16 protein-coding genes are annotated in these 25527 nt (G+C 37.9%); 8 read left to right on the forward strand and 8 right to left on the reverse strand.

Annotated features, from left to right (window positions below; translation table 11 throughout):
- Nucleotides 1-34: 34 nt before the first annotated feature.
- On the forward strand, nucleotides 35-994 hold the full coding sequence (locus OZP13_RS16170) for an aldo/keto reductase (RefSeq protein ID WP_281297843.1): 960 nt from the start codon (nucleotides 35-37) through the stop codon (nucleotides 992-994).
- 41 nt (nucleotides 995-1035) lie between these two features.
- Nucleotides 1036-1779: a hypothetical protein gene (locus OZP13_RS16175; RefSeq protein WP_269241156.1), complete on the forward strand. Its 744-nt coding sequence runs from the start codon at nucleotides 1036-1038 to the stop codon at nucleotides 1777-1779.
- A gap of 131 nt (nucleotides 1780-1910) precedes the next feature.
- Here the strand turns inward: OZP13_RS16175 and OZP13_RS16180 are convergent, their stop codons facing one another.
- From OZP13_RS16180 to OZP13_RS16215, 8 genes are all read right to left on the reverse strand, one after another.
- Nucleotides 1911-3896, reverse strand: a complete 1986-nt coding sequence (locus tag OZP13_RS16180; RefSeq protein ID WP_281297844.1) for a retaining alpha-galactosidase — start codon at nucleotides 3894-3896, stop codon at nucleotides 1911-1913.
- 231 nt (nucleotides 3897-4127) lie between these two features.
- Nucleotides 4128-5420, reverse strand: coding sequence for a glycoside hydrolase 5 family protein (locus OZP13_RS16185; RefSeq protein ID WP_281297845.1), 1293 nt, complete (start codon nucleotides 5418-5420; stop codon nucleotides 4128-4130).
- A 28-nt stretch (nucleotides 5421-5448) separates the two neighbouring features.
- Entirely contained in the window at nucleotides 5449-7170 is a 1722-nt protein-coding gene (locus OZP13_RS16190; RefSeq protein WP_281297846.1) for an alpha-L-arabinofuranosidase, read from the reverse strand.
- Nucleotides 7171-7184: 14 nt separating this feature from the next.
- Nucleotides 7185-8219 (reverse strand): carbohydrate binding domain-containing protein, encoded by a 1035-nt coding sequence (locus OZP13_RS16195; RefSeq protein WP_269241163.1) that lies wholly within the window; start codon nucleotides 8217-8219, stop codon nucleotides 7185-7187.
- Nucleotides 8220-8458: 239 nt separating this feature from the next.
- On the reverse strand, nucleotides 8459-9652 hold the full coding sequence (locus OZP13_RS16200) for an AGE family epimerase/isomerase (protein ID WP_281297847.1): 1194 nt from the start codon (nucleotides 9650-9652) through the stop codon (nucleotides 8459-8461).
- A gap of 219 nt (nucleotides 9653-9871) precedes the next feature.
- Nucleotides 9872-11065: a glycoside hydrolase family 130 protein gene (locus OZP13_RS16205; RefSeq protein ID WP_281297848.1), complete on the reverse strand. Its 1194-nt coding sequence runs from the start codon at nucleotides 11063-11065 to the stop codon at nucleotides 9872-9874.
- A gap of 24 nt (nucleotides 11066-11089) precedes the next feature.
- Nucleotides 11090-12481, reverse strand: coding sequence for an MFS transporter (locus OZP13_RS16210; protein ID WP_281297849.1), 1392 nt, complete (start codon nucleotides 12479-12481; stop codon nucleotides 11090-11092).
- Between the two features lie 33 nt (nucleotides 12482-12514).
- Nucleotides 12515-13660 (reverse strand): glycoside hydrolase family 26 protein, encoded by a 1146-nt coding sequence (locus tag OZP13_RS16215; protein ID WP_281297850.1) that lies wholly within the window; start codon nucleotides 13658-13660, stop codon nucleotides 12515-12517.
- 257 nt (nucleotides 13661-13917) lie between these two features.
- On the opposite strand from OZP13_RS16215, the gene OZP13_RS16220 reads away from it, so the two are divergent.
- From OZP13_RS16220 to galA, 6 genes are all read left to right on the forward strand, one after another.
- Nucleotides 13918-14796 (forward strand): AraC family transcriptional regulator, encoded by an 879-nt coding sequence (locus OZP13_RS16220; protein ID WP_281297851.1) that lies wholly within the window; start codon nucleotides 13918-13920, stop codon nucleotides 14794-14796.
- Nucleotides 14797-15122: 326 nt separating this feature from the next.
- Nucleotides 15123-18290, forward strand: coding sequence for a SusC/RagA family TonB-linked outer membrane protein (locus OZP13_RS16225; protein WP_281297852.1), 3168 nt, complete (start codon nucleotides 15123-15125; stop codon nucleotides 18288-18290).
- Between the two features lie 12 nt (nucleotides 18291-18302).
- Nucleotides 18303-19865 (forward strand): RagB/SusD family nutrient uptake outer membrane protein, encoded by a 1563-nt coding sequence (locus OZP13_RS16230; protein WP_281297853.1) that lies wholly within the window; start codon nucleotides 18303-18305, stop codon nucleotides 19863-19865.
- A gap of 20 nt (nucleotides 19866-19885) precedes the next feature.
- Nucleotides 19886-20953, forward strand: coding sequence for an IPT/TIG domain-containing protein (locus tag OZP13_RS16235; RefSeq protein ID WP_281297854.1), 1068 nt, complete (start codon nucleotides 19886-19888; stop codon nucleotides 20951-20953).
- Between the two features lie 82 nt (nucleotides 20954-21035).
- Nucleotides 21036-22295: a fasciclin domain-containing protein gene (locus OZP13_RS16240; RefSeq protein WP_281297855.1), complete on the forward strand. Its 1260-nt coding sequence runs from the start codon at nucleotides 21036-21038 to the stop codon at nucleotides 22293-22295.
- Between the two features lie 225 nt (nucleotides 22296-22520).
- Nucleotides 22521-25403: a beta-galactosidase GalA gene (gene galA, locus OZP13_RS16245; RefSeq protein WP_281297856.1), complete on the forward strand. Its 2883-nt coding sequence runs from the start codon at nucleotides 22521-22523 to the stop codon at nucleotides 25401-25403.
- The last annotated feature ends 124 nt before the right edge of the window (nucleotides 25404-25527 follow it).

The following is a 25527-nucleotide window of genomic DNA, read 5'->3' on the forward strand; positions in this document are numbered from 1 at the left end:
ATAAAACGGAATTTCAACTCTTAAATTGATACAAATGGAATACAATAGATGTGGAAAAAGTGGCTTGAAATTACCACAAATTTCCTTGGGATTATGGCACAACTTCGGTTCGGTGGATTCCTTCGAAAATGCCGAAAGTATTGCCGTTGCCGCTTTCGACAAAGGAATTACCCATTTTGATTTGGCTAATAATTACGGACCGGTTCCGGGTTCGGCGGAGACCAATTTTGGTAAAATCCTCAAAAATAATTTTCAAGGAAACCTTCGGGATGAAATCGTGGTTTCGACCAAGGCGGGTTACACAATGTGGGATGGCCCTTATGGCGATTGGGGTTCCCGCAAATATCTGTTGTCGAGTTTGGATCAAAGTTTAAAACGAATGGATTTGGAGTATGTGGATATTTTTTATTCGCACCGTTTTGACCCCGAAACGCCTTTGGAAGAAACGATGACGGCTTTGGATTATGCCGTTCGAAGTGGGAAAGCTTTGTACGCTGGAATTTCTAATTATCCACCAAAACAAACCGCCGAAGCTGCAGCGATTCTAAAAGAATTGGGAACACCTTGTTTGATTCATCAAGTGAAATATTCGATGTTTGTTCGCACGCCCGAAGAAGGTTTGCTGGATGTTTTGGGAGAAAAAGGAATTGGTTGCATCGCTTTTTCTCCATTGGCACAAGGACTTTTGACCGATAGGTACCTCAAAGGAATTCCCGAAAATTCGAGAGCTTCGAAAGCAGCCTTTTTGAAACCGGAACACCTTACCGAAGAAAAGATTAAGGTAATCGCCGCCTTGAATGACATCGCTCAAAGTAGAAACCAATCTTTGGCACAAATGGCGTTGGCTTGGTTGCTCAAAGACAACCGAATTACCTCAGTCTTGATTGGTGCCAGTTCGGTGGGACAATTGCAGAACAATATTGATGCGTTGGGTAATATCGATTTTACGAAAACGGAATTGGATAAGATTGAAGGGATTTTGGCGTCTGTGTAAAACTGCTAGTTGGCAATAATTTTAAAAAAACCGAAATCTATATGAATTTTTTTAGAAAAATTAAAGACATAATTGATCGAAGAAAGGCAATTGATGAAATCTACGATGATATAAAAAATTTAGATGAAGTTCTATTAGAAAAGAGACTTGAAATTTTCTATGAAATTGTAACTCCAAGATTTGCGGAAATTGGACTTAATAATTGGAATGGTAAATATTTATGGTTTAGCGATTTTAATGAACAAGGCATTAAATATGTTATAGAATATAATGTTTTTAAAGGTTTTGGAGGTTCATTCTCTTTTGGAATCTGTTACGATTTTATTCCAACAATTTCATCACAGAAAAAGTTGACTTATCATAAAACTAGCAAATCAACCAAAATTATTTATTATAAAAGATTGGAAGGTTGGCAAAAAAGTTATGAAAATAACAGTCCAATAAATCCCGACAAAATAAGTACCGTAAATGAAGAAAAATTCAGAAAAAGTTTAAATAATGTTATTGAAAATAATATCTCAAAACTAAAAGAATGGTTTGAAGGAAACAAAACATTAGAACAAAATAGATTAAATCTATTGAATGACATAAATAATCCACCATATGAAATAGGAAGAAGAATTATATCATTTGAATATATTCTTAGTTTTATTTATGCTAGAAAAAATGAATTTGATTCTGCGGAATATTGGATTAAAAAACATTTCGAAGATAGTGCGGACAAAACAGAAATGAATTTGATTTTGACAAAATTTAATTCATTTAAAACTAATATTAACATCTAAAGTTTCTTTACATATACATCACGAAAAATAAAACTCGTTTTGAAAAAATCAAAAATCTGCTGTTACATAAGCAATAAAAAAGGAGCAAATATTTAGTAGACTGCACCCTTTTTTACTTTTAAAAGCTATTCTTATTTTAATGAAATAATCGCTGATAATCCACCGCCGCTGGCCAAATGAAAGGTCATTTTAGTCGAGGAATCAACGGTGATTTTTTCTCTTTTGTAATCTATGGCTGCTTTTTCGGCATTTATTCCATCGGTAAATAAATCGGCGTCAAAGGTTTTTCCTTTTTCCAAAAATGAAAAATCTATCGTAATATCTCTACTGTTCCAATTGGTAATTGCTCCTAAATACCAATTTTTTCCTTTTTTTCGGGCTATTGAAATGTATTTTCCAACTTCGCCATCCAAAGCCACGGTTTCATCAAAAACGGTTGGGATTTTCGCAATAAAATCGGTCGATTCTTGTGCCGCCATATAAGCCGTTGGACTGTCGGCCATCATTTGCAACGGCGCTTCAAAGATGGTGTACAATGCCAGTTGGTGACATCGCGTTCCTTGACTTACAGGGTTTGAATTGCTGGGTTTGAATTCGCTTTTGGTCGCATTTCGCATCGCTCCCGGTGTATAATCCATCGGCCCCGCCATCATTCGGATAAACGGAATCGAGCAATCGTAAGTTGGAACATCATCGTTCGGTGTCCATTTGTTGTTTTCCAATCCTTTTACTCCTTCAAAGTTCAAAATATTGGGATAAGTGCGTTGGATTCCTGTTGGTTTGTACATCCCGTGAAAATCGAGCAATAACTTGTAATTGGCTGCTTTTTGGGCAATTTCATAAACGGAATTCACCATTTTGGCATCGTCGCGGTCTATAAAATCGACTTTGAAACCTTTGATACCCAAATCGGCGTAGTTTTTGAAAATCGCATCGATATTTTCGTGCAATGCCATCCAGGATGCCCAAAGGATAATGCTTACATTTCGTTCTTTGCCATACCCAATTAAAGTTTTCAAATCTACTTTTGGGTTATGTTCCATAATGTTGGTCTCCACGCTCCAACCTTCGTCCAAAACCACATATTCGACCTTGTTTTTAGCAGCAAAATCAATGTAATATTTATAGGTTTCGGTGTTGATTCCCGCCTGAAAATTGACGTTGTAGATGTTCCAGTCATTCCACCAATCCCACGCCACTTTGCCTGGTTTTATCCAGCTAATATCTTTTATTTTTGAAGGTTCGGACAATCGCTGCACCATATCATTATTGGCCAAAGCCGCATCATTTTCTGAAATGACAACAATCCGCCAAGGAAAATTTCGAGTTCCTTTGGTTTTAACCAAATAATCGGCTCTTTGGCTGATTAGTTTGTTGAGGTAGTTGAATCCGCCGTTCATTTCCTGTAAAGGATAGTTGGGGAAACGCGCTTCAAATCCTGATTTCGTTTTGTTGTTGGTTACAAACATTCCCGGATAATCCTGAAGATTTGCTTCGAGGAAAACGGCTTTTTTATGATTTTTATAATCCACCAAGAAAGGCAGAAATGCTAAAGTGTCTTTGGCAAATTCGCTGATTTTTTTGTTTTCGTAATGCGATTCAAAAGAGGAAATATACGGATCTTTCGGGTTTCTTAAATCCCGGACATACGGCATTAGAGTAGCGTAATCCTGATCGAAATTCAAAACCACTTTTTCCGATTTTACGGTAATGTCGCCTTTCTTTTTTGTTATAAATCGATAGGCAACTCCTTCATCAAAAGCGCGGTATTCGATGCCGAAATCACCTTTGAAATTCAATAGCAATTGATTGTAATTATCTTCAACTTTTTTCTTTTTGTAAAGCGGCGTTTCAAATGAATTTTTGACACTTTCCTTTTTGATATTTAAAAGTATTGGGTTTTTGCCTACTATTTCACCTTCATTTAAAGTCATCGACATTGGCGAAGCACTCAAAACAGTTCCTTTTTCGTGGGTGATTGTCCAAGTTATTTTGTCGGAAAGGGTGATTGTAACTTCGATTTTTCCATTGGGGGAAACCAATTGAAAATTTTGTTTCTTTTGGGAATAGGAAGTGTAAAAAAACAAAAAAGCAAACACTAAGATTATTGTTTTCATTTGAGATGATTTTGATATTTTCGATTTGAATTGCCTCCAGCTTTAGCTGGAGGAAAAAATCAGCCATAATGTATTGGCTTTAGCCAAAATTGTATTTTTTTGGCTAAAGCCAAGCGGATATTAATTCCCTTTCCCTCCAGCTAAAGCTGGAGGCAATTCAAATTTGAAAACAATTCAAAACAGTAGAAAATTATAAAAATACTCATCGAATTGTAATTCAATAATTTGATTTTATTTCAACTCCAAATTATACTTTTTCACAATATCCAAAGTCGATTTATCCGAAGAAAAAACGCTGTTTAACCCTTGTGGTTCTTGAGGCGGATCGGTGGTTAATGGATCTCCGGGTTTCCATTTTCCGTCTGGCGTAACGGCTTTTCCTTCGCCACCAAATCCCCAGAAATTGGCGGCTTGCAACACGCCCTTATTTTTATGACTTTCTAGAACTCTATTGAAGATATAGTTGTAAAAAACATCTCTGTTGGCTACAGATGAACTGGAAACTAAACTTTCGTTTTCTCTTGGCAAACCAAATTCTTCAATGATGATGGGTCTTTTTAGATTTTGCGCCACTTTGATGTGAGTATCAATATATTTCCCTGCATTTTCCAGTGTGGTTGGCAAAGTTTTTTCGGCATCGTCGGCTTTGAACCAATTCCAGTTTTTGGGCCAAATGTGCATCGTGAGATAATCGATATTCGGGTTTTGATGCGTTCTTTCGAAAATTTCTATCTTGTCGTTCGAACTATTCAATCCTTCGGAGCCAGTCGAAATCAAATGATTTTTGTCCAAGCTATCCATCAAATCGACAATGTTGTTGAGCCAAGCGGTAAACTTCGCTTCGTTTTCCACGGTAAAAAGTCTCGGTTCGTTGCCTACTTGCCAAGCCATTATGGTATTGTCATCGGTATATTTTCTTTTGGTGTAGGCATTTGTTCGCGTCATAATAAACTTCACGTGATTGTTCAATGCTTCCATACACGGTTCGCAACTGTGGAATTTTTCGGTGTAGGACATATACTGCGGCCAAGTATTTGGCGGAATTGCCGGCACTGGAATTGGGCCTTTTCCGTTCCATTCCAAATATTGCGACATTCCGCCCGACCATTCCCAGTTGTTGGTCAAATACAAAACGGCGTACATCTTGCGTTTGCCCATTTCGGCCATCAAGAAATCCAAACCGTCAAGCAAGTCTTGGTCGTATTTTCCTTGCTCGTATTGCAAAGCGGGACGAACGGTAAAATCGTATTTTCCACCATCGCCACCTACTAAAATACGCAAGTTATCAATCCCATTTTCCTGCATCAAATCCAGTTCGCGCAATAGTCTTTTTCTGTCGCCCACTTTTTTGGAAGCCAACAAACTTCCGTACCAAAAATTGGTTCCAATGTAAGAATACGGTTTGTCTCCTTTGAAGAATTGGGTTCCTTTGACCGTGATTTTGGGTTGTTGTTTTTGGGCTTGACAAGAGCTGCTTATCAAACAAAAAAGGGCTAAAACTATTTGCAGTGCGGATTTTTTCATATCTAATATTTAGACGGGTTTAAAAAAACTATTTTTTTTCAATGACCACAAACACCGACGAACGGGCTGGCAAAGTAACATTTGTTCCATTGCTAGTTGCTGCCGAATATGGTTTTATGGTTTCATAATTACTAGGGCCTCCGGCTTCAAGTGTGGGCGCAGTGCCATTGATGATTACTTTTCTTGAGAATTCGCCGTTATCCGTACCGCCAACCAAGGTGTGCCAATACATTCGTTGTCCGGTAAGGAAATTGTTTAATTTAATTTTTACCGTAATAGGTGTAGTGGCTTTGTTTACAAAAGCAATTCCCACTTTACCATCTGAAAAAGAGGAAGCATAGACTTCATAATTTCCTGTGGCGTCTTTGGAGGCATCGATAAGGCGGTCACCCATATTTTTTTGAAAATAATACATCTGGTAGAAGGCTGGACGAGGCGTTCCTTTTGGAATATTTGGTTCGTCTCCATTGCTGAACAAACCGTGGTCGTCGCCGTTATTCCAAGCGTTGAATAAGTCCCAACGAGCGGCCAGACCTATTTTGTTTTTTAATACTTCGCCCAATAATAAAACACTGTGCAAACCATTGATATGCGAAACTTGCTGCTTGCTACCATAGGCAAAAATATTCCATTCATCGAGTGCGAATGGTTTGATTTGCCTGTTTTTGAGGGTTAAATCATTTTTGACATAGTTTACGATTTCGTTTGTTCTTATTTTTGGTGTTTCTAAAATGGTAGTTGCATCTACATTTGCAATGGCTGTATAATAGTTGTGCAATACATAATAATCGGCTTCTTCAAGAATGGTGGGCAAGAGTTTGTCGTTCCAAGTTTTATTATTGGTGCTCATCCAATTTTCTGGTTTGGATTCAAATATGACGGCTCCAATTTTGATGTTGGTATTTCCAACTAATTTGGCGGCATCGCGCATGGCGGCAGCGATTATTTTGAAATGTTGCGCATACAATTCGCCTGTCAGGAATTCGGGTTGTCCATCTTTATTTAAAGCGGTATTGATGCGATAACCCGCTTCCCAATCGCCAAAATTCTCATTTCCAATTTCCCAATATTGCGTTCTTCCGTTGTCGTATTTTACCCAATCGGCGGCGAGTTTTGCTGCATCTTGAACAGGATTTGCCCCTGTTCCGTATCGGGCATAACCATAATTGACGGTTATTAATCCCTTGCTACTTGTGGCTTGCAAGAGTTGGTAATAATTTTCTAATGAAATGGTCCAATTGGCATCATTTTTTCCAAACCAAAAACCAGCTGCTTCTTCGGTTCCATCTGCTTTTATTAATTTAGTAGGTGCTGTTGCCGGAGCAGTGACGGCATTCCAGAAGTAAACATCACTAATGCTTCCGCCAGGGAAACGTATAATATTGGTTTTTAAATTGGTGAGATCTGATACTAATTTGGTATCTGTAACCATTTTTCCTGACCATAAATTGGCGTTATTGCCATAAATAGAGCTGGGGATTTTAGTAATTACTTTGGCATAATCAATAGTTACTGTGGAGTTGGTTGTAGTTGGAATGGCTGTTTCGACATAATTGGTTGGTGAACTCCAATTTTTCGAACTCCAATTATCCATAAAGAAACCAATTGTATTTTCTACTGCTGGATCAACTTGTGGTTTTGACACAGGAATTTCAGGAGTTATTGGAACTGGCTCAGGTTTATCTGGGCTAGAACATCCTGAAAAAGTTAAAATTAGTAAGGCTATTGTAATTTTGTAGTATGTTCTCATAATTGATTTGTCTTTTATTTAAAACTTACCACAATATCATCGGCATATAATGTTCCCGATGCAAATCCTAAGGCCAGCATGATTCTGTATTTTTTGGTTCCTGCCGGAAGAGGCAATGTTTTTGTGTAAAAAGTCCAATCGGTGGTTGCGGTTACAAAAGCGATGTTTTGGTCGTCTCCCGTTTTTTCGGTTCCGTTTTTAGTGAATTCCACGTTGAACAATCCGTTGTTCCAAGGGTCTTTTCCGGGTTTGATATTGTCCGATTTTAACCAAGCCGAAAGAGTTATTGAAGTGGCGTTTTCCGGAACATCGGCAATTTGATCGATTCCAGTCCAATCGAAAGAGGTTGAATTTAATGCCAATGCCGCTTTTCCTTCTTTGAAAATGGTTTTTGAAACAGATGCGTTTCCGCGCCAAGAAGCCATTTCGTTTTCGAAATCACCGTTGGATAATATGGCAGGTTTTGATTCGGAATTAGTCGAAATTAAAGCTGCTGTTGTTTTGGCATTTTCTTCTTCGTGTATTTTGTTGAGTTGTTCGAGAGAAATAGCAACCGCTTTGATGTCGTCAAAAAAGATGCTTCCGTTGGTTTGTCCCAAGGCCAGCATTATGCGCAATTTCGATGCGCCTGCAGGAACCGAAATTGTTTTTTTATAGAAAGTCCATGGTGTTGTTCCTAAAACCGAAGCAATACTTTGGTTCTCTATTCCTTTTTCGCCGGAATTTAAAAATTCAATGTCAAATTTTCCGGTATTCCATTCGTTTTTACCTTTTTCGACAGCCTCGGTTTTTACCCAACCACTTAATTCGACAGCCGCGGTATTTTTTGGTAGAGCCATAATTTGGTCAATGCCTTTCCATTCGGCTCCCACAAATTGATTGATGAAACAACTATTTTTTCCAGATTTTTTGTCATAAGGCGAAATGGTTGCCACATCTCCTCTCCAGTTGTTTAATTCCGTTTCGAAACCAGCGTTTTTGACCAAATTGGTTTGTGCAAATGAAATTTGGCATAAAGGCAAAATGAAGAATAAGAGTAAATTTTTCATATGGGTTGGGTTTAATTTTTTGCTGTCCTGCAAGTTTTTTTTAACCTTGTAGGCATGTTTAAATGAAATACCTACAAGGTCTCGAAAAAGACCTTGCAGGAGCAAACTGAATATAATGTTTAAATTTTTCGTTGCTATTTCAACGGATTAAAATCCGTTGCTACAATATGTTTCGTCCGTAACGGACTCTTTCATTTTGTGCTAGAGCCTTAGGCTCGGACCATTTTGTAAGGCTGGACTTAAGTCCAGTTTCTATAAATCAATTCAATGCAAGCCCTGCTGTTGTGGTACGGACATTTCCAGAAACCGGCTTTGTCTTTTTCGATTAATGAATATTCGGCATTTACGCCCCAAATCCATTCTCCGTTTTTTTTGTCGAGAATGTATTGTTTTACAAATTCCCAGTTTTTGAGCACGACATCCAAGTATTTTTCATCATTTGTAAGTTGGTACGCATTGAAAAAACCAATCATCAATTCGGCTTGCGGCCACCAATGTTTTTCGGCCATTAATTTGTTTTGTTCCGGTTCCAATTCGTACCAAAGTCCACCATCAATGGGGTCAATGCCTTCGAAAGTGGCGTCGGTCATTAGGATGGCGTATTTTTTATAACGCGCGATTAAAGCTTTGTCTCCAGAAATTTCGGCACATTGCAATAATAACCAAGCTGCTTCGATGTCGTGTCCGTACGAAATCACGTCTGGTTTTTCGACCCAGTTTTCGTCGAAAAATAATCGTAAATGACCAGTTTCTTTGTTGATGAAATGTGTTTCGATGACTTCGAGCAATTCGACAATATTGTTTTTTAAAGTTTCGTCTTTCCAAACTTTATACAAATTCGCATAGCCTTCGACGATATGCAAATGAGTGTTCATTGTCTTTTTTTCGTTGGCATCTTTGTCACTCAAACGCAAATCTTCAATGGGTTGCCAATCGCGTGTAAAAGCTTCGAAATAGCCTTTGTTGATTGGGTCGTAACTGTGTTCCTGAATTTTTTTGTACAGTGAAATGGAAAATTCCAATGCTTTTTCGTCTTTGGAAATACCATAATATTCGGTCATTCCATAAATAACGAAAGCCAGTGCGTAAATTTGGTTTTTGGTATCTTTTGGCGAAGTATCGGAATTAATGCTCCAATAAATTCCTCCAAATTCCGAATCATAAAAATGGTTTAGAATAAATTCGGAAGCTTTTTGGGCAAGGCGTTTATGTGCTTCGTCTTTAGTAATCTTGTATGCCGCAGAAAAGGACCAAAGAATTCGGGCATTAAGAACTGAACCTTTTTCAGCTTCAAAATTTTTGAATTCCTTCCAATCTATTTGACCGATAAAACCACCATTTTTTGGGTCAATAGAATGTTTAGACCAATACTCCAAAATGTTGTCGAGTTCGGTGGTGAGTTCGGCTTTAAGATTTTTCGTTTTTTGGGACACGGTTTTATTTTTATGGTTCTACTAGTATTTGTGTGAAAGACTAAACATTTAAACCATTAAGAGATTTAAGAGTATTAAGATTTGTAGTGTACTTAATTTTCTTAAATCTCAAAAATGCTCACAACATTTTAGTTGAACCTTTTTTATGGCTATTTTGTTTAAAAAGGCGGTCGGAGACCGCTAGTCACATCCTCAAAGTAGGAGACTTTGCGGAGCAGTTTATTTAATTTCTTTGTTCTTGTTGACTTGTTCAATAATTTTATTCACCGAACCTGCCGAAATAAAGCTGTCTTGGGGCGTATTCATGACATAATCCACCAACTTTTCGACTGTTGAAACAGCCACGTGCATCCTGGTATCCGAGGCGGCATAATAGATAAATACGGTGCCATCTTCATCGGCGATCCAGCCATTTGAAAACAAGACATTGGATACATCGCCCACTCTTTCCGAGCTTTCCGGAGCCATGAAATGTCCCGCTGGAATCTGGGTCACTTTTGAAATATCATTCAAATCGGTCATGAACATATAAAGAGTATAGCGCAATCCGGCAGCGGTGTTTCTAACTCCGTGAGCCAAGTGCAGCCAACCTTTTTGGGTTTTAATCGGTGCTGGGCCCAACCCGTTTTTTAGTTCATAAATGGTGTGGTATTGTTTTCCGAAGATGATTTTTTCGTCCATTACAACTGGGTTTTTCATGTCATCGATGTAACCCAATCCAATTCCGCCGCCACTTCCCACATCGATGAATCCGTCTTGGGGTCTTGTATATAAAGCATATTTTCCGTTTACAAATTCTGGATGCAAGACCACGTTGCGTTGTTGACCCGTTTTCGAAATTAAATCGGGAAGTCTTTCCCAGTTGATTAAATCTTTGGTACGCACGATTCCTGCATTGGCAACAGCCGAACTGGTATCGCCTTTTGGAGCGTTTGGATCTTTTCTTTCGGTGCAAAAAACACCATAAATCCAGCCGTCTTCGTGATTCGTCAAGCGCATGTCATAGACATTGGTATCCGGTTCTCCAGTTTGTGGAATCACGCAAGGTTTTTCCCAGAATTTGAAATTATCGACTCCATTTGGGCTTTCGGCAATGGCGAAAAACGATTTTCTGTCCACACCTTCAACACGAACAGCAAGAATGTATTTATTGTTCCATTTCATCGCGCCGGAATTGAAGGCTGCGTTGATGCCGATGCGTTCCATCAGGAAGGGATTCGTTGCTTGATTCAGGTCATAACGCCATTCGATAGGAGAGTGATTTCGGGTCAGGACAGGGTTTTTATATCTGTTGAATATACCGTTCCCCACAGTTGATTGTGGTTCATTTTTCCTTTCGATCAGTTGTTGAAATTCTTTCTGGATTTCATTTTTTCTTTCATCGAAATCCATATTTGTAGTTGTTGTATTCATCTGTGATAGTGCTAAAATCAAATATTAATTTGTTGTTTGTCTTTTGTTGCCCAAGTCTTTTTCGATGGTTTCCAGTTTTTCTTCGGTCAGCGGATAGAATAGAATAAAAAGTACCGAAATTGCTGCTGCTGCTGCCGGTAGAATGCTCAACATCAACTGGATTCCGTTTTGGGTTACCGCGGTTTGTTCCACATTGGCTTGAAAACCATAATAGCCCAAAAGCCATCCTGTTGCCGCTCCACCGATTGTCCATCCAAATTTTTGCGACATCGAAGAAGCCGAAAAAATAAGTCCCGTGGCTCTTCTTCCTTGTTTCCATTCGGAGTAATCGGCGCTGTCGGCATACATGGACCAGATTAATGGGAAGATGCAACCCGCACAAATACTGATCAGTACTTGAAAAACCATGATCAACAGCACTTCTTCTTTTCCGAGAAAATAGAAAATTACGCTTAAAACAGCCGCCATCGCCATTGCACCGAAAAAGGTGTTCTTTTTGCCAATTTTATTGGCGATTGGTGTGGCCGCAATTACTCCAATGATGTTGGCTGCCTGCCCCAAAACAAAGTACAAGGAAGTGGGTGTCATGGCAAAAGTTTCTCCAAAAGCGTTGAAACTGTAACTTACCGTGCTGCTTACATAGTATTTAAAATAATACACGGCAGCACCATCACGAATGGAATTGAATACCAATGCACCGATTCCGGCTCCTAAAAGAATCCACCAAGGGCGATTTTTCAAAAGGTCGTTTAGGTCTTCTTTCAAGTTGGGTTTTTCGTCAGAAATGGGTTCCACTCTTTCTTTGGTCAAGAAAAAACAAGCCCAAAAGAAAACCGTGGTAATGATTCCGAAAACCATTATAGTGTATAACCAACCCATTTTGGAATTTAAGCTTCCACCAAAATAATTGACCAAAGGTTCTATTAACCAAAGCGCCAACAAACTTCCGCCGAAGGCAAAAACCATACGATAGGAGGAAAGTGTCGTTCTTTCTTTTCTGTCCGACGACATCACGCCAAGCAAGGAGGCGTAAGGAACGTTGATGATCGAATAGACCATCATCATCAGCGAATAGGTTACGTAAGCATATATGATTTTTCCTTTTTCGTCAAAATCGGGAGTGTAAAAAGTCAGGATGCCTATCAATGCAAATGGAATGGCTGTCCACAAAAGAAAAGGCCTGAATTTGCCCCAACGCGTTTTGGTTCGGTCGGAAATAATACCGACGATGGGATCAAAACAAGAGTCCCAAATTCGGGTAATCAAGAACATGGTTCCAACAACGGCGGGTGCTATCCCGAAAACATCGGTATAGAAAAACATCAGGTACATACTGAATATTTTCCAAAACATGGAGGAAGCGGCATCTCCTAAACCGTAACCGATTTTTTCTTTTAAACTAACTTTGTCTTGCATTTTTTAGGTTTTATGGTCTTTTGGGTTACTTAATTATTTTTTGTAAATTTTTTCTTTGGCGAGGTCTTTCTCGAATAAAATGTTGTCCAGATTATAAAAATCCACAAAATCTTTTTCGCTCACTTGCCCTTTGTAGGGTGCATAATAATGCATTTTTTTCTCTTTTTCTTGCCAGCCGTGGTTTCGCCAAACCAAGACATAAGAAATCTTATAATTGCCAATGGCTTTCATCAAAGTGTCCGTCCACCATTTATTATAAGGAATTGCTTCGTAGCCTGTTTCGGCAAACGCCATTATTTTATTTTGTTCCTTGGCTACTTCATCCATTATTTTGAATTGACTTTGGCAATTTTCAATGAAGGAATTGTCTTTGGTCGGGTCGTTGTATTGGTATTTGTCAAAACTCAAAACATCGGCATAATCCGATCCGGGATAATATTCCAGGAATTCTTCTTTGGATTTGAAATCAGCCGTGTTGTACACATAAATTAAATTGTGAATTCCCTTTTTTTGAAAATAATCCAAGGTGAATTTCCACAAAGTCTTGAATTCTTCCGGGCTTGCATTGTTTTTACACCACCAAAACCAGTTTCCGGTCAATTCGTGATACGGGCGAAATTGCATCGGAATTGGTTTGCCGTTTTTGTCTTTTAAGGTCAAAATGTATTGTGCGGCTTCATCCAGCCAGGACTTGAATTTTTCGTGACTTTCGCCTCCAGGCAATGCTGATGCCAAGGATTTTGGAGAAGTGTCCCAAGCGTTTTTGCCCGTCAAGGGATTGTCGAAATGCCAACTCAAAGTAATAATTCCACCTCTAGAATGGCCTTCCTTAATATATTGTCTCATTTTGTCAAAAGGAATGCCGTCAATATTCTTGTCTGATTTTCTTTCGAGACCACCTAAATCCCAACCATACACTGCGGGATAATCGCCGGTAACGTCTTTTACGTCGCTTCTTCCAGCTTCATATTTCCAGTTTACGCCGTAGGCCAAATCGTCTTGATGGCCAAACAGGATTCCTGTATTCGTTAATCCTCTTAAATTATTGTACAACACTTTGGTTTCGGGTGTCGCATTTTTGTCCGAAAGAGACGATTTAGTATCAATGGTTTGGGCTTTTGAGGAACATCCCGTCCCGACCCAAAAAGAAGCAATCAAGATTGCCATGGTTTTTTTCATGTGATTTTGTTTAAATAACTATAATGATCGTTTTAGATGTAAATATCGAGTTTTTGAGATAATAAAATGCGTAGTTTTTTTGGCTGTAATTGTCAAAATTATAAAAACGGGTTCTATTATAAATGATAAATGTTTATTACAATTGTTATTTTTGAAAATAACGTAAATATATATTTCAAAGGTAATTCGGGGAATCTGTCTTAAATAATATTATTTTGTCAATTATATGTCCTATTTTTACAAATAAAAAATGCGACATGAGTAATTTGAAGAATTTTTATAGGGAAATACCTCCGCTTTCTCCGTTGGATAGTTTTTTAGTTTTCGACAGGGTAAAAGACACTTTTGATTTCCCGGTGCATTACCATCCGGAGTTCGAGATCAATTTTATTGTCAACGGCAAGGGAGTAAAACGCGTCGTTGGCGACAATATTGAAGAAATTGACAACATCGAATTGGTTCTAATCGGCCCTAATTTATACCATGGTTGGGAGCTGAATAAATGTTCGAGCAAACAAATTCACGAAATAACCATACAATTCCACAACGATTTATTTCCGGAATCGATGCTGTCCAGAAGGATAATGGGTCCCATAAAAGACATGTTCAACCGGTCTATTCATGGGATTTTATTCTCAAAAAAAATAGCCGAAGAACTTACTCCAAGACTTATTAAAATTTCAAAATTAGATGGTATGGATTATTTTTTGGAGATTACCTCTATATTATATGATCTTGCCAACTCTCGAAACCAGAGGCTATTGTCAACATATACAGTTGATTATGATATTTTTGACGATTACGACAAAATGAAATTGGTCTACGAATACGTGCAAAAAAACTTTGCCGAAAAAATATCTTTGGAAGACGTTTCCAGCGTGGCCAGCATGACGAGCATCTCCTTTAATCGATTTATAAAAAAACGAACCGGAAAAACTTTTGTCAATTACATCAATGACATCAGGATAGGTTATGCGGCAAGATGGCTGGTGGAAAAAGATTTGAGCATTTCCGAAATTGCATTCAAGTCCGGGTTTAACAATATCGCCAATTTCAACCGAAGTTTCAAGGCTATCAAAAAACGCACTCCAAGTCAATACCGGGAAGATTTTTCTGGTTTGAAACGGATATTATAATTTAAGGGGACATTGGTCCCTTTTCTTTTTTTATTTCCTCGAAAACGTTTGAAACGCCCGTCATTGCTGGATTAATAATTATTGGTATTGCTTTTTTTTTATACAATAATTGTGTATAATGTAATTAATACAAGATAAAATTATCTATTTATAGTATTAAATCGCTTTAAAGCAAAAATATTATCGTTAAATGATATAATACTATTAATTAAACGTTAACGTCTGTTCTATATTTGTGATTATAAATTATCAAATAATTAACACATTTTGATTTTTGAATTGCCTGATTCAAAAATCAGCAACCATTAACTAACTAAACATTTATTATGAAAAAACTATTGTCTAATTTAAATCTATGGAAGCAAAATTACTGGTCGATTCCATTGATTTTGTTTTTATTATTGACTAGTAATGCTATTATTGCTCAGGTTAACGTAACAGGGGTGGTTAAAGATTCAAGAGGAATTGCAATTTCAGGAGCCAATGTTTCCATTGTAGGAAGTAAAAAATCGACTTCTACCGATTTTGATGGGAAATTTGCTATTAGTGCGCCTGCCAATTCTTCGATATCGGTTTCGTTTATTGGTTATGTTACCCAAACTTTAAATGTAAAAAATGGTGGTAAATTCAATGTGATTTTGAATTTAAGTGCCGAAGATTTGCGAGAAGTTGTCGTGAATGTAGGATACCGAAGTGTTAAGAAGAAAGATTTAACTGGAGCCATTTCTACGGTTAGTACCAAAGATTTTGCTGATACCCAACAACTGTCCGTAGATCAATTGCTACAAGGGCGCGCCGCAGGTGTATCCGTAACCAATAACTCTGGCCAGCCCGGAGGTAATGTATCGGTTAAAATTCGTGGTACGACTTCTATTTCAGGAACGAATGAGCCATTGTATATTGTAGATGGTATTCCGATTTCTGGAGATGCTGCCAGTACTGCTACCGGAGGTAATATTGTGTCTGGTTATTTAGGGGCAAATACAGGAAACGTGGCGACGAGTCCTATTGCATTTTTAAATCCAAATGATATAGAATCAATGGATATTTTGAAAGATGCTTCTGCAACTGCCATCTATGGATCAAGGGCGTCAAATGGAGTTGTAATTATTACTACAAAAAGAGGTAAAAAAGGGGTGGGTAAAATTACTTACGACTCCTTTTTCTCTGTTCAAAATGTGACTAATTTATTGGATACGATGACTTTGAGCCAATATGCCGTACAACAAAATGCTTTGGCAACTGTTTATGGTGTAGGGCCGAGAGACGAGTTTGCCGTTCCGTCTGTTTTAGGTGAAGGAACCAATTGGCAAGACGAGATTTATAAAACGGCAGTAATGAGTAATCACCAGATTTCATTTTCTGGTTCAAAAGACGGTACGAATTATTATATTTCTGGAGGTTATGTAAATCAAGAAGGTATTGTTGTGGGTTCAGGTTTTAGAAGATATAATTTTAAAACAAACATAGATACTAAAATAAAAAATTGGTTGACTGTAGGAGTTTCTATTGGAACAGGTATAACAAATGAGGATATTACAATTAATGGTGCAAGTAACGGTATTATTAGTACTTCTATTTTGTCAACTCCAGATGTTGCAGTAAAAGATACTGACGGAAATTACGCCGGTCCACCAGCTGATGGTTCAATAGGGGTATGGATCAATCCAGTTGCTTCGGCCTTGATGAATACCAATAAGTTGATTAAAAGGAATTTCTTGGGCAATTTTTATGCTAATTTTAAAATAGCAAAAGGATTTGAATATAGATTTGATTTGGGTGGCTCTACAAATGTTGATAATTTTGAAGGTTTTCAACCTACTTATACTTGGGGTGCCGCAGTCAAAGAAACTAATGAGTTGGTAGAGAGAGCCAACAATTGGTATGGTATCAATGTTAAAAATGTTTTAACCTATAAGCTTGATTCAGGAGAGCATCATTTTAATTTCTTGGCTGGCCAAGAGGCCAATGATAGCCATTGGTACGGAAATTCACAGTCGGTTGCGGGCTTGTTAAGTAATGATATTCATTCTATTAGTTTGGGAGATCCTGATACTGTTACTGCATCAGAATATAAAGGAAGTTCCGCTTTGTACTCTTTCTTTGGGTCATTTAATTACGACTACAACAATAGATATGGTTTGCAGGCTACAATGAGAGCAGATGGAAGTTCTAATTTTGGTCCAGGCGAAAAATGGGGTTATTTCCCTTCGGTTTCCGGTTATTGGAAACTTTCAAATGAGGCTTTTATGGAAGGAACCAAAGAGTATATCGATAATATCAAATTCAGGGGTGGTTATGGTGAGACAGGAAACCAAAATATTGGAGGAGCAGGTTATATAAGTACTGTTCGTGCCATAAAATCGGCAATGGGTAATTTCTTTACGGTTAATAACATTGCAAATCCTGGTTTGACTTGGGAAACTTCTGTGCAAACGAACTTTGGTTTGGATTTCACGCTTTTTAATTCAAAACTCCAAGCTACGTTTGATGTGTACAGAAAACAGTCAGAAGGATTTTTATTCGTCTTGCCATTGCCTTATTATGTAACTGGAACAGAAGCTTATCAGGGTGGTTTAGGAGCGCCGAATGTGAATTTGGGAAGCCTGAGAAACGAAGGTTTTGAGATGACTTTAGATTACAATAATAGGTTTGGAAACGACTTTACTTGGAATTCAAAAGTGATTTTCGCAATCAACAAAAACAAATTGTTGGAGTTGCAAGATAATTTTGATTTGACAAAAGACGTATTGCTTAACGATTATACCACAAAAGCGGTAACCAAAACAGTGGTTGGTCAACCCGTTGGTCAATTCTACGGATATCAAGCCGTTGGTATTATCAGGACCAATGAACAATTGGCAAATGCGCCTATTCCTTTTACGGGAAATAAAGCCGTGAAAAGCCAATTGGGAGATATTGAGTATGTGGATCAAAATAAAGACGGTTTGATTGACGACAAAGATTTGACTTACATTGGTAATCCACAACCGAAATTCACTTATGGTTTCAATAATACTTTTAAATACAAAAATGTTGATTTAGGGATATTTTTACAAGGAGCTTACGGCAATAAAGTAATGAACCTAACCAGACGAGCCGGTACTAAAAACCAACGTTTGTATGAAAATCAATTGGCTGAAGCCGTAGATTTCTGGACACCGGACAATGTTGATGCAAAATATCCAAGACCCGATGGTGCCGATGGACATCCAAATATCGCCATCTCTGACCGTTATGTAGAAGATGGATCATACCTAAGAATTCAACAAATGACTTTAGGTTATAATTTACCTTCGGATGTACTTTCGAAAGCAAATATCAGTAAATTAAGATTTTATTTGGGTGTTCAAAATCTTTACACATTTACAAAATATACAGGCTATGACCCAGAGGTAGGATCATACAATCAAGATGCGCTATTATCAGGAATTGATTCAGGGCGTTATCCTACCAATCGTAGTTTCACTTTTGGATTGAACTTAGAATTTTAATTTACTACTCTTATGAAAAAATATATCAATATAAAAGCCTTGGTTGTATTCTTGACACTAGGTTTGGCTACCACTTCTTGTAGCGAAGATTTCTTGGATCGTCCATCTGAAGATAGTTACAGCAGTGACCAGTTTTATAATACTGACGAACAAGTAGAACGAACTACTTATGGTATGTATGGCGCAATGTGGGCACCCTATTACACCAAAAATTTTTACGCATTGTCTGAATTGTCTTCAGGGAATTGTATCGCATACGCAGATGGACCGGAGTTGATCCAGTTTAAATTAACCTCTGATAGTCCTATTTTGCTGGATTCTTGGAGAGCATGTTTTGCAGTTATAGCGCAATCAAATAATTTAATTAATAATATTGAAAAAGATGCTACCCAAGATGTAAGTAGTGCAGTAATTAAAAATACAGTTGCAGAGGCTCATTTTTTTAGAGCCATAGCTTACTTTTATTTGGTTCGTTTGTATGGACCGGTGCCTATTGTAGAAGATAATTTAGCTTTGGCAAAAGCCCCGTTGGTAAATACAAATAGAATAGAAGATGTTTATACGTTTATTGAAAAAGATTTAAAATATGCTGCAGCAAATCTTAAATCAAAAGTTAGATCGAGAACTCCCGGGGGAGACAATATTTTTGTAACCCAAGGTTCTGCCGAAGCCTTTTTGGCAAAAGTGTATTTGTATGAAAAAAAATACCCTGAATCTAAAGCAATGGCCGAAAAAGTTATTAATTCAGGTGAGTTTGGTTTGTTGCCAAATTTCGCAGATTTGTTTTTGACAAGTAAAAACAATAACCATGAGTCTATTTATTCTTGGCAATGGTCTGGCGCCATAAATAGTTATGGAGGAGGAAATTTTTCCAATATTCAATATGGTTTGGATATTTTGAATGACAACGCTTCTTACGGAGCTACTTATGTGCCAACCAATGATGTTCAAGACGCTTTTGAAATTGGAGATTTAAGAAGAAAAGAGTCTTTTATGATTTACGGTGATTCTTATCCTAACATGAAAGCTGACGGTGTAGTGGGTTTTGTAATGGATAAAACTAAATATCCTGATTTATTGGGCAATACAGGTGCTGCGGTTAAGAAATACGTAGTGGGACAAGCCACTAGCGAAACTGGACCAGCTGACTCATGGGGAGGAATGAACAACACTAATTATATAATGCGTTATGCTGATCTTTTATTGATTCATTCTGAGGCAATTATGGCAGGAGCCTCTGAAACTACCAATCCTCTTGCTAAAGAATCATACAATAAAGTAAGACTTAGAGCTGGTCTTGCGGCTTTAGGAACCAATGTGCCATTAACAAAAGCGGCTTTATTCCATGAACGCAGGGTAGAGTTTGCTTTTGAAGGAGAATTTTGGTTTGATTTAGGAAGATTACCACGTCAGGAAGCAATCAATATAATCTCTCAACAAGATAGAGGTTTTGATTCCCAAGGAGTGACGCATTATACACCGACACCAACTGATTTTATTTATCCAAAACCAGATATCGAAGTTAGAAAAAATCCAAAATTGAAAGAGGCACCAGTTCCTTACAATTTCAACTAATTTTTTAAAAGTAAATTATTATGAAAAACATAAAAAATAAAATGGTCTTAAAGTTGTGCTTTCTGGCTTCAATTTCAATTTTTCTTCTCTCTTCTTGCTCAGATGATTCTGATAGCAGTAGCGGAAAAGTGGAAGTATCAGGAATCAGTAGATCAGTAGTTGACGATCCATTAGTGGACGGTGATAGACAAGTTGATGTTCCCACGGAGATTATCAACGCAGGAAATTATTATATCATCCGAGGGTCAGGTTTCGCATCCTTAAAATCGATTTCGTTTAATGGTTTAGAATCTTATTTCAATCCAACCATGGTTACAGATAATGCCATTGTTGTGCTGGTGGATCAAAAAACACCCTATTATAACGAAATGGACGAAATGAAAATAGTGACCAATTCGGGCACTTATACATTTACTATTGCTGTTAGACCTCCAAATCCTAACATTACTGGATTTCCAATCAATCCTAATCCAGGAGACATAATCACCATTACAGGAGAATATTTTTTACGTCCTGTTGTGAATTTTGGGGATATTGCAGTTCAGCCAATATCATCAACATTAACAGAGATTAAAGTAAAAGTGCCTAATAATATTCAATATAAAAGTTTATCGGTAACCAATGTGTCAGGGACAACAGTTGCAGGCCAGTCTTTAGGTTCCGCTATTTACGATGATGCTTATACTAATTTGATGAGTTATAACGGTCTGTGGAGACCAGCAACCAATCATTATGACATTGCTTATGATAAAGATGCCAAACAAGGCGTAAAATGCATCAATTGGACTTCAGGCCCAGATTGGGATGGTTTGTATATTGGTATTGATAAATCTAAAGTAGACATGTCTAAATATAAAGGAATCCGCATAAGTATCAAAGGTCAAAAAGCGGGTTCGGTAAATGCAATTATTAATGGTAATTGGGGAGCTACTGCTTCACTTAAATTCGGTACAAGCTGGACTTATTTTGAAATTTTGTTTGCTGGAGTTGGAAGTCCGACAGAGCTAACGGAAGTGACATTTCAAGAAACAGGAGGTTTTGGAGGAAACAATTTATTTATCGATGATATTGGATTGGTGTTAAAATAATTGTGACGGATTCTAAAAAATGAATTTAGCTTGTTAAGTTCATCAATTGGAATCTTTATATTAAAAACTAAAAATAGAATGTATGAAAAATATATATAATAAATTAAAACATATTGCTGTTTGCGCCATTTTGGTCGTTACGGTTTCTTCTTGTGATAATAGCATTGAAGATATTGGAGGAGCCCAGCAAAATTACAACACGGCATACGGATTGCTTATGGCAAACAGTAATTTAACTACGTTTGTCAAAGCAATACAATTAGCCGGTTTAGAATCGACTTTAAATACTGCCGAAGATTTTACGTATTTTGTTCCTAACGATACTACTTTAAATACTTATTTGGTTGCTAACGGTTATGTAAATGAGTTGGGGTATCCAGATATTACAAAGGTTCCTGTCGAAGATTTAAAACAACTTGTTCTAAGTCATGTTGTTAAAGGTGTCAAAAAAAGGGTCGCTAAACTTGAAGGTGTAGAAGCTGATTATCTGGAAACAGGGGAATATGCCACGATGGCCAATGCAATAAATGCGGACTTATATTTATTGGGCATCAATGTAACCAATGGTGTTTTAAAGGTAAATGGATCTGATAAAGATGCACCGGGATTAGATTATTACGGCACAAATGGTTTTGTAAATGTTCTTAGCAATGTAATTGTGTTAACTCCACCAGCTCCGGTAATTACAAGTTTGTCACAAGTGTTGGCTTCTCCTGGAGATGTTATTACAATTACTGGACAAAATTTTGTAAAAGTTAAAAAGGTTAAGTTTGGATCTACCGCAGCTACATTTACGGTAGTGTCTAAAACACAAATAAAAGCAACTGTACCGGCTGATTTTAACTCCTTTGGTCTTATTGTTGTAGAGACTGAATTCGGTGTATCTGCTCCAAGTAGCATAGGTGTCAAGTATTTACTATACGAAGATGCACTCAAAGGCTGGGGCTGGGGCTGGGGAGGTGATATCACTTGGCAAAGCAACGAAAAAGTTAGCAGGGGAACCTATTCAATCAAAAAAGTTGCAGAAGCTTGGAGTGGACTTTTCATGCACTCTGATTTGCTCCTAAATACCGCAGATTATCAATTTGTTAAAATGTCTATATTTCCAAACCAAAGCACCAAGATTATGGTTACCATAAACAGTGATACAGGTGACTCCAGCAAAGGTACGACAGTTACATTGATACCGGGTCAATGGAACAATATTTCAATCCCTATTTCAGATTTGCATCCTGAGCTTATACCGGGAGGAAATTTTGATAGTGTCTTTGTTCAAGAATTTTCTGGAATTACAATTACTCCAGCCAGTATTCTCTATATAGATGATATTGGATTTTTATAAAATTTGATTTAAGTTTTTGAGTTGAAGTTAGTTTGAGATATTCCCTGATTGAAAAGTTAGGGAATATTTTTTTAGAAGCATTTCCCATAATTCTGTTGGTCAACCATAAATTTGACAAATTGTACTGTTTTTTAGTGTATTTTGAAAAGAAAGTATCACTATATTTAGTGTCTATTGACTAAACTTGTATGTTTTGCTACCCATTATTTTGTTAAACTTCATCCAATGAAAAATTCCAATAAAGTACATTTTCTACTATTTATATTCTGTAGTTTTAGTTTTTCCAGTTTCTCCCAATCGACTTCAAATAGTAAAAATCGGGAACACATTTCCATCGATAAAAATTGGCAATTCGCCTTTGGTCATCCTTTTGATACGGCCAAAGATTTCAATAACGGAACAGGTTATTTTTCCTATTTGGCCAAAACTACTTATGGCGACGGAGCTGCCGCCGCAGATTTTGACGATCGCTCTTGGCGAAAACTCGATTTGCCGCACGATTGGGCAGTCGAGCAAGGATTCAGCGAAAAAGCCAGTTACAGCCACGGATTCAAAAACATTGGAAGGCAATTTCCAGAAGCCAGCATTGGTTGGTACCGAAAAAAAATAAGTATTCCAAAAGAAGATTTGGGACGTAGAATCCACATCGCTTTTGATGGCGTTTTTCGCAATGCAACGGTTTGGTTCAACGGACATTATTTAGGAATACATCCATCGGGATATTTGGGTTTCGAATACGATGTTACCGATTATATCAACTATGGTGGCGAAAACACAATCGCCGTTCGAGTGGATGCGATGATGGAAGAAGGCTGGTTTTACGAAGGTGCCGGAATCTATAGACACGTTTGGCTCAACAAAACCAATTCCTTGCACGTTCCCGCTGACGGAACTTTTGTAAGCACAACTAAACTCAACAACAATACTTCTGAACTGGCTTCAAAAGTTTCGGTAATCAACGAAGGAGCAAAGACTCAAAGCTTTAAAATAGTTCAAACGGTTTATGATAATTCAGGAAAATCAATCGCCACGGCTACAATTGATAATCTGAATTTGCGACCAATGGAAACCAAAGAATTTGAAACCGAATTATCCGTTGCGAATCCCAATTTATGGTCAGTTGACAATCCTTATTTGCATAAAATGGTTACGAATATTTATGTAGGAACTGAATTGATGGATACCCAAACCACCAATTTCGGAATCCGAACGGTACGTTTTGATGCCAATAAAGGATTTTTATTGAACGGAAAACACCTTAAAATAAAAGGAACCAATAACCACCAGGACCACGCAGGAGTGGGAGCGGCAATGCCCGATGGTTTGCAGGATTTTAGAATTGCAACCTTAAAATCATTTGGTTCCAATGCCTATCGCTGTTCACACAATCCGCCAACACCGGAATTATTAGATGCTTGTGACCGATTGGGAATAGTAGTCATAGACGAAACCCGATTGATGGGAATTACAAGCACCCAATTAAGCGAATTAAAACGGATGATGCTTCGAGACAGAAACCATCCAAGCATAATTAGTTGGTCTATCGCCAATGAAGAATGGGGAATTGAAGGCGACATCAAAGGCGCTCGAATGACCAGAACCATACAAGATTATGCCAAAACCATCGACACCACAAGAGGAATTACGGCAGGAATCAGCGGCAATTGGGATAATGGTATTGCCACTGCGGTCGATGTTGTGGGCTACAATTACATCAAACACGGCGGAAAAGAAACCACCGACAAACACCACCGTGAATTTCCAAATCTAGCCAGTTGGGGAACCGAGGAAGGTTCCACCTTTGCCACAAGAGGAATCTATTTTGAAGACAACGAAAAGCAATTCAAACCGGCTTACGATTTGCCTCAATCGCCCAATGCGCACAGCATCGAACAAGGTTGGAAACATTACGATTCTCGCGATTATCTCGCCGGAATGTACATTTGGACAGGATTCGATTATCGTGGAGAACCCTCACCTTACGTTTGGCCGGCGACAGGCTCTTATTTTGGAATGCTGGATCAATGCGGTTTTTACAAAGACGATGCTTGGTACCTGAAATCGTGGTGGGGAAGCGAACCCGTTTTGCATCTTTTGCCCCATTGGAATTGGAAAGGAAAAGAAGGTAAACCCATCGATGTTTGGGCGTACAGCAATTGCGATGAAGTGGAATTGTTTCTAAACAAAAAAAGTTTAGGCAAGAAAGCGATGGAAAAAAATGGTCATTTGGAATGGAAAGTAAATTATCAACCCGGAACATTGGAAGCAATTGGATATAAAAATGGCAAGAAATTTTTAACTGAAACCGTAAAAACCACTTCCGATGCCGTGGCTCTTGGCTTGCAATCGAACGTGAAAACAATCCAAGCCAATGCTACCGATATTGCAATGATTACAGTTGATACCAAAGATAAATCTGGCTTGTTTGTACCAACTTCCGAAAATGAAGTTGTCTTTACTATTTCTGGTTCAGGGAAAATAATTGGCGTTGGAAACGGAAAACCAACTTCGGTTGAACCGGACCAATTTTTGGAACAAAATACCGTTATCAACATTTCGAATCTAAAAGAAAAAATTGTCAATTCCATTTCAGAAACGGCTGAAACAGCAGATAATTTGGATATTTCCAATTGGGATAACGCTTTCAAAGACCCTCGCGACACCATTTTTGGAAAGAAAGCCAAAACCGTGGTCTATCGCACCACTTTTGATTTGCCCGAAAATTTCAAAGACACCCAAATTAACTTTTTTTACAATAGTATCGGGCAATCGCAGTCTATTTACATCAACGGAAAGCAAATTGCAAATGCCATTCCAGAAAACAAAAAAGGAGACACTTTTGTATTAGATAAAACCAATCTCCGTGCTGGGAAAAACACGATAGTGATAGTAGCCGAGCCTTTAATTTACAAGTACAAATGGGGAACCGTCAATATCAATCCGGGAACGATTCAGGTGATTACGCCAGCGCCAACTTGGAAACGCACGCTTTTTAGCGGTTTGGCACAAGTCATTCTGCAATCGACAGGTGAAGCGGGCGAAATTACCTTGACTGCCAGCAGCAACGGACTCAAAAAAGCCGAAATAAAAATAAATGCAGTGAAATAAATAGAAGAAATGAATTGCCACAAGCTTTGAATTGCCTCCAGCTTTAGCTGGAGGGAAAGGGAATGAATATCAAATTGGCTTTAGCCAAAAAGAATGCAATTTTGCTAAAGCCAATTTACACTAT

Source organism: Flavobacterium limnophilum, from assembly GCF_027111315.2.
In the GTDB taxonomy this organism is placed as follows: Bacteria; Bacteroidota; Bacteroidia; order Flavobacteriales; family Flavobacteriaceae; genus Flavobacterium; species Flavobacterium limnophilum.

Excerpts from the sequence above, each read along its gene's own strand:
- OZP13_RS16170 (WP_281297843.1), top strand. The coding sequence starts at position 35 with ATGGAATACAATAGATGTGGAAAAAGTGGCTTGAAATTACCACAAATT.
- OZP13_RS16175 (WP_269241156.1), top strand. The coding sequence starts at position 1,036 with ATGAATTTTTTTAGAAAAATTAAAGACATAATTGATCGAAGAAAGGCA.
- OZP13_RS16180 (WP_281297844.1), bottom strand. The coding sequence starts at position 3,896 with ATGAAAACAATAATCTTAGTGTTTGCTTTTTTGTTTTTTTACACTTCC.
- OZP13_RS16185 (WP_281297845.1), bottom strand. The coding sequence starts at position 5,420 with ATGAAAAAATCCGCACTGCAAATAGTTTTAGCCCTTTTTTGTTTGATA.
- OZP13_RS16190 (WP_281297846.1), bottom strand. The coding sequence starts at position 7,170 with ATGAGAACATACTACAAAATTACAATAGCCTTACTAATTTTAACTTTT.
- OZP13_RS16195 (WP_269241163.1), bottom strand. The coding sequence starts at position 8,219 with ATGAAAAATTTACTCTTATTCTTCATTTTGCCTTTATGCCAAATTTCA.
- OZP13_RS16205 (WP_281297848.1), bottom strand. The coding sequence starts at position 11,065 with ATGAATACAACAACTACAAATATGGATTTCGATGAAAGAAAAAATGAA.
- OZP13_RS16210 (WP_281297849.1), bottom strand. The coding sequence starts at position 12,481 with ATGCAAGACAAAGTTAGTTTAAAAGAAAAAATCGGTTACGGTTTAGGA.
- OZP13_RS16215 (WP_281297850.1), bottom strand. The coding sequence starts at position 13,660 with ATGAAAAAAACCATGGCAATCTTGATTGCTTCTTTTTGGGTCGGGACG.
- OZP13_RS16220 (WP_281297851.1), top strand. The coding sequence starts at position 13,918 with ATGAGTAATTTGAAGAATTTTTATAGGGAAATACCTCCGCTTTCTCCG.
- OZP13_RS16225 (WP_281297852.1), top strand. The coding sequence starts at position 15,123 with ATGAAAAAACTATTGTCTAATTTAAATCTATGGAAGCAAAATTACTGG.
- OZP13_RS16230 (WP_281297853.1), top strand. The coding sequence starts at position 18,303 with ATGAAAAAATATATCAATATAAAAGCCTTGGTTGTATTCTTGACACTA.
- OZP13_RS16235 (WP_281297854.1), top strand. The coding sequence starts at position 19,886 with ATGAAAAACATAAAAAATAAAATGGTCTTAAAGTTGTGCTTTCTGGCT.
- OZP13_RS16240 (WP_281297855.1), top strand. The coding sequence starts at position 21,036 with ATGAAAAATATATATAATAAATTAAAACATATTGCTGTTTGCGCCATT.
- galA (WP_281297856.1), top strand. The coding sequence starts at position 22,521 with ATGAAAAATTCCAATAAAGTACATTTTCTACTATTTATATTCTGTAGT.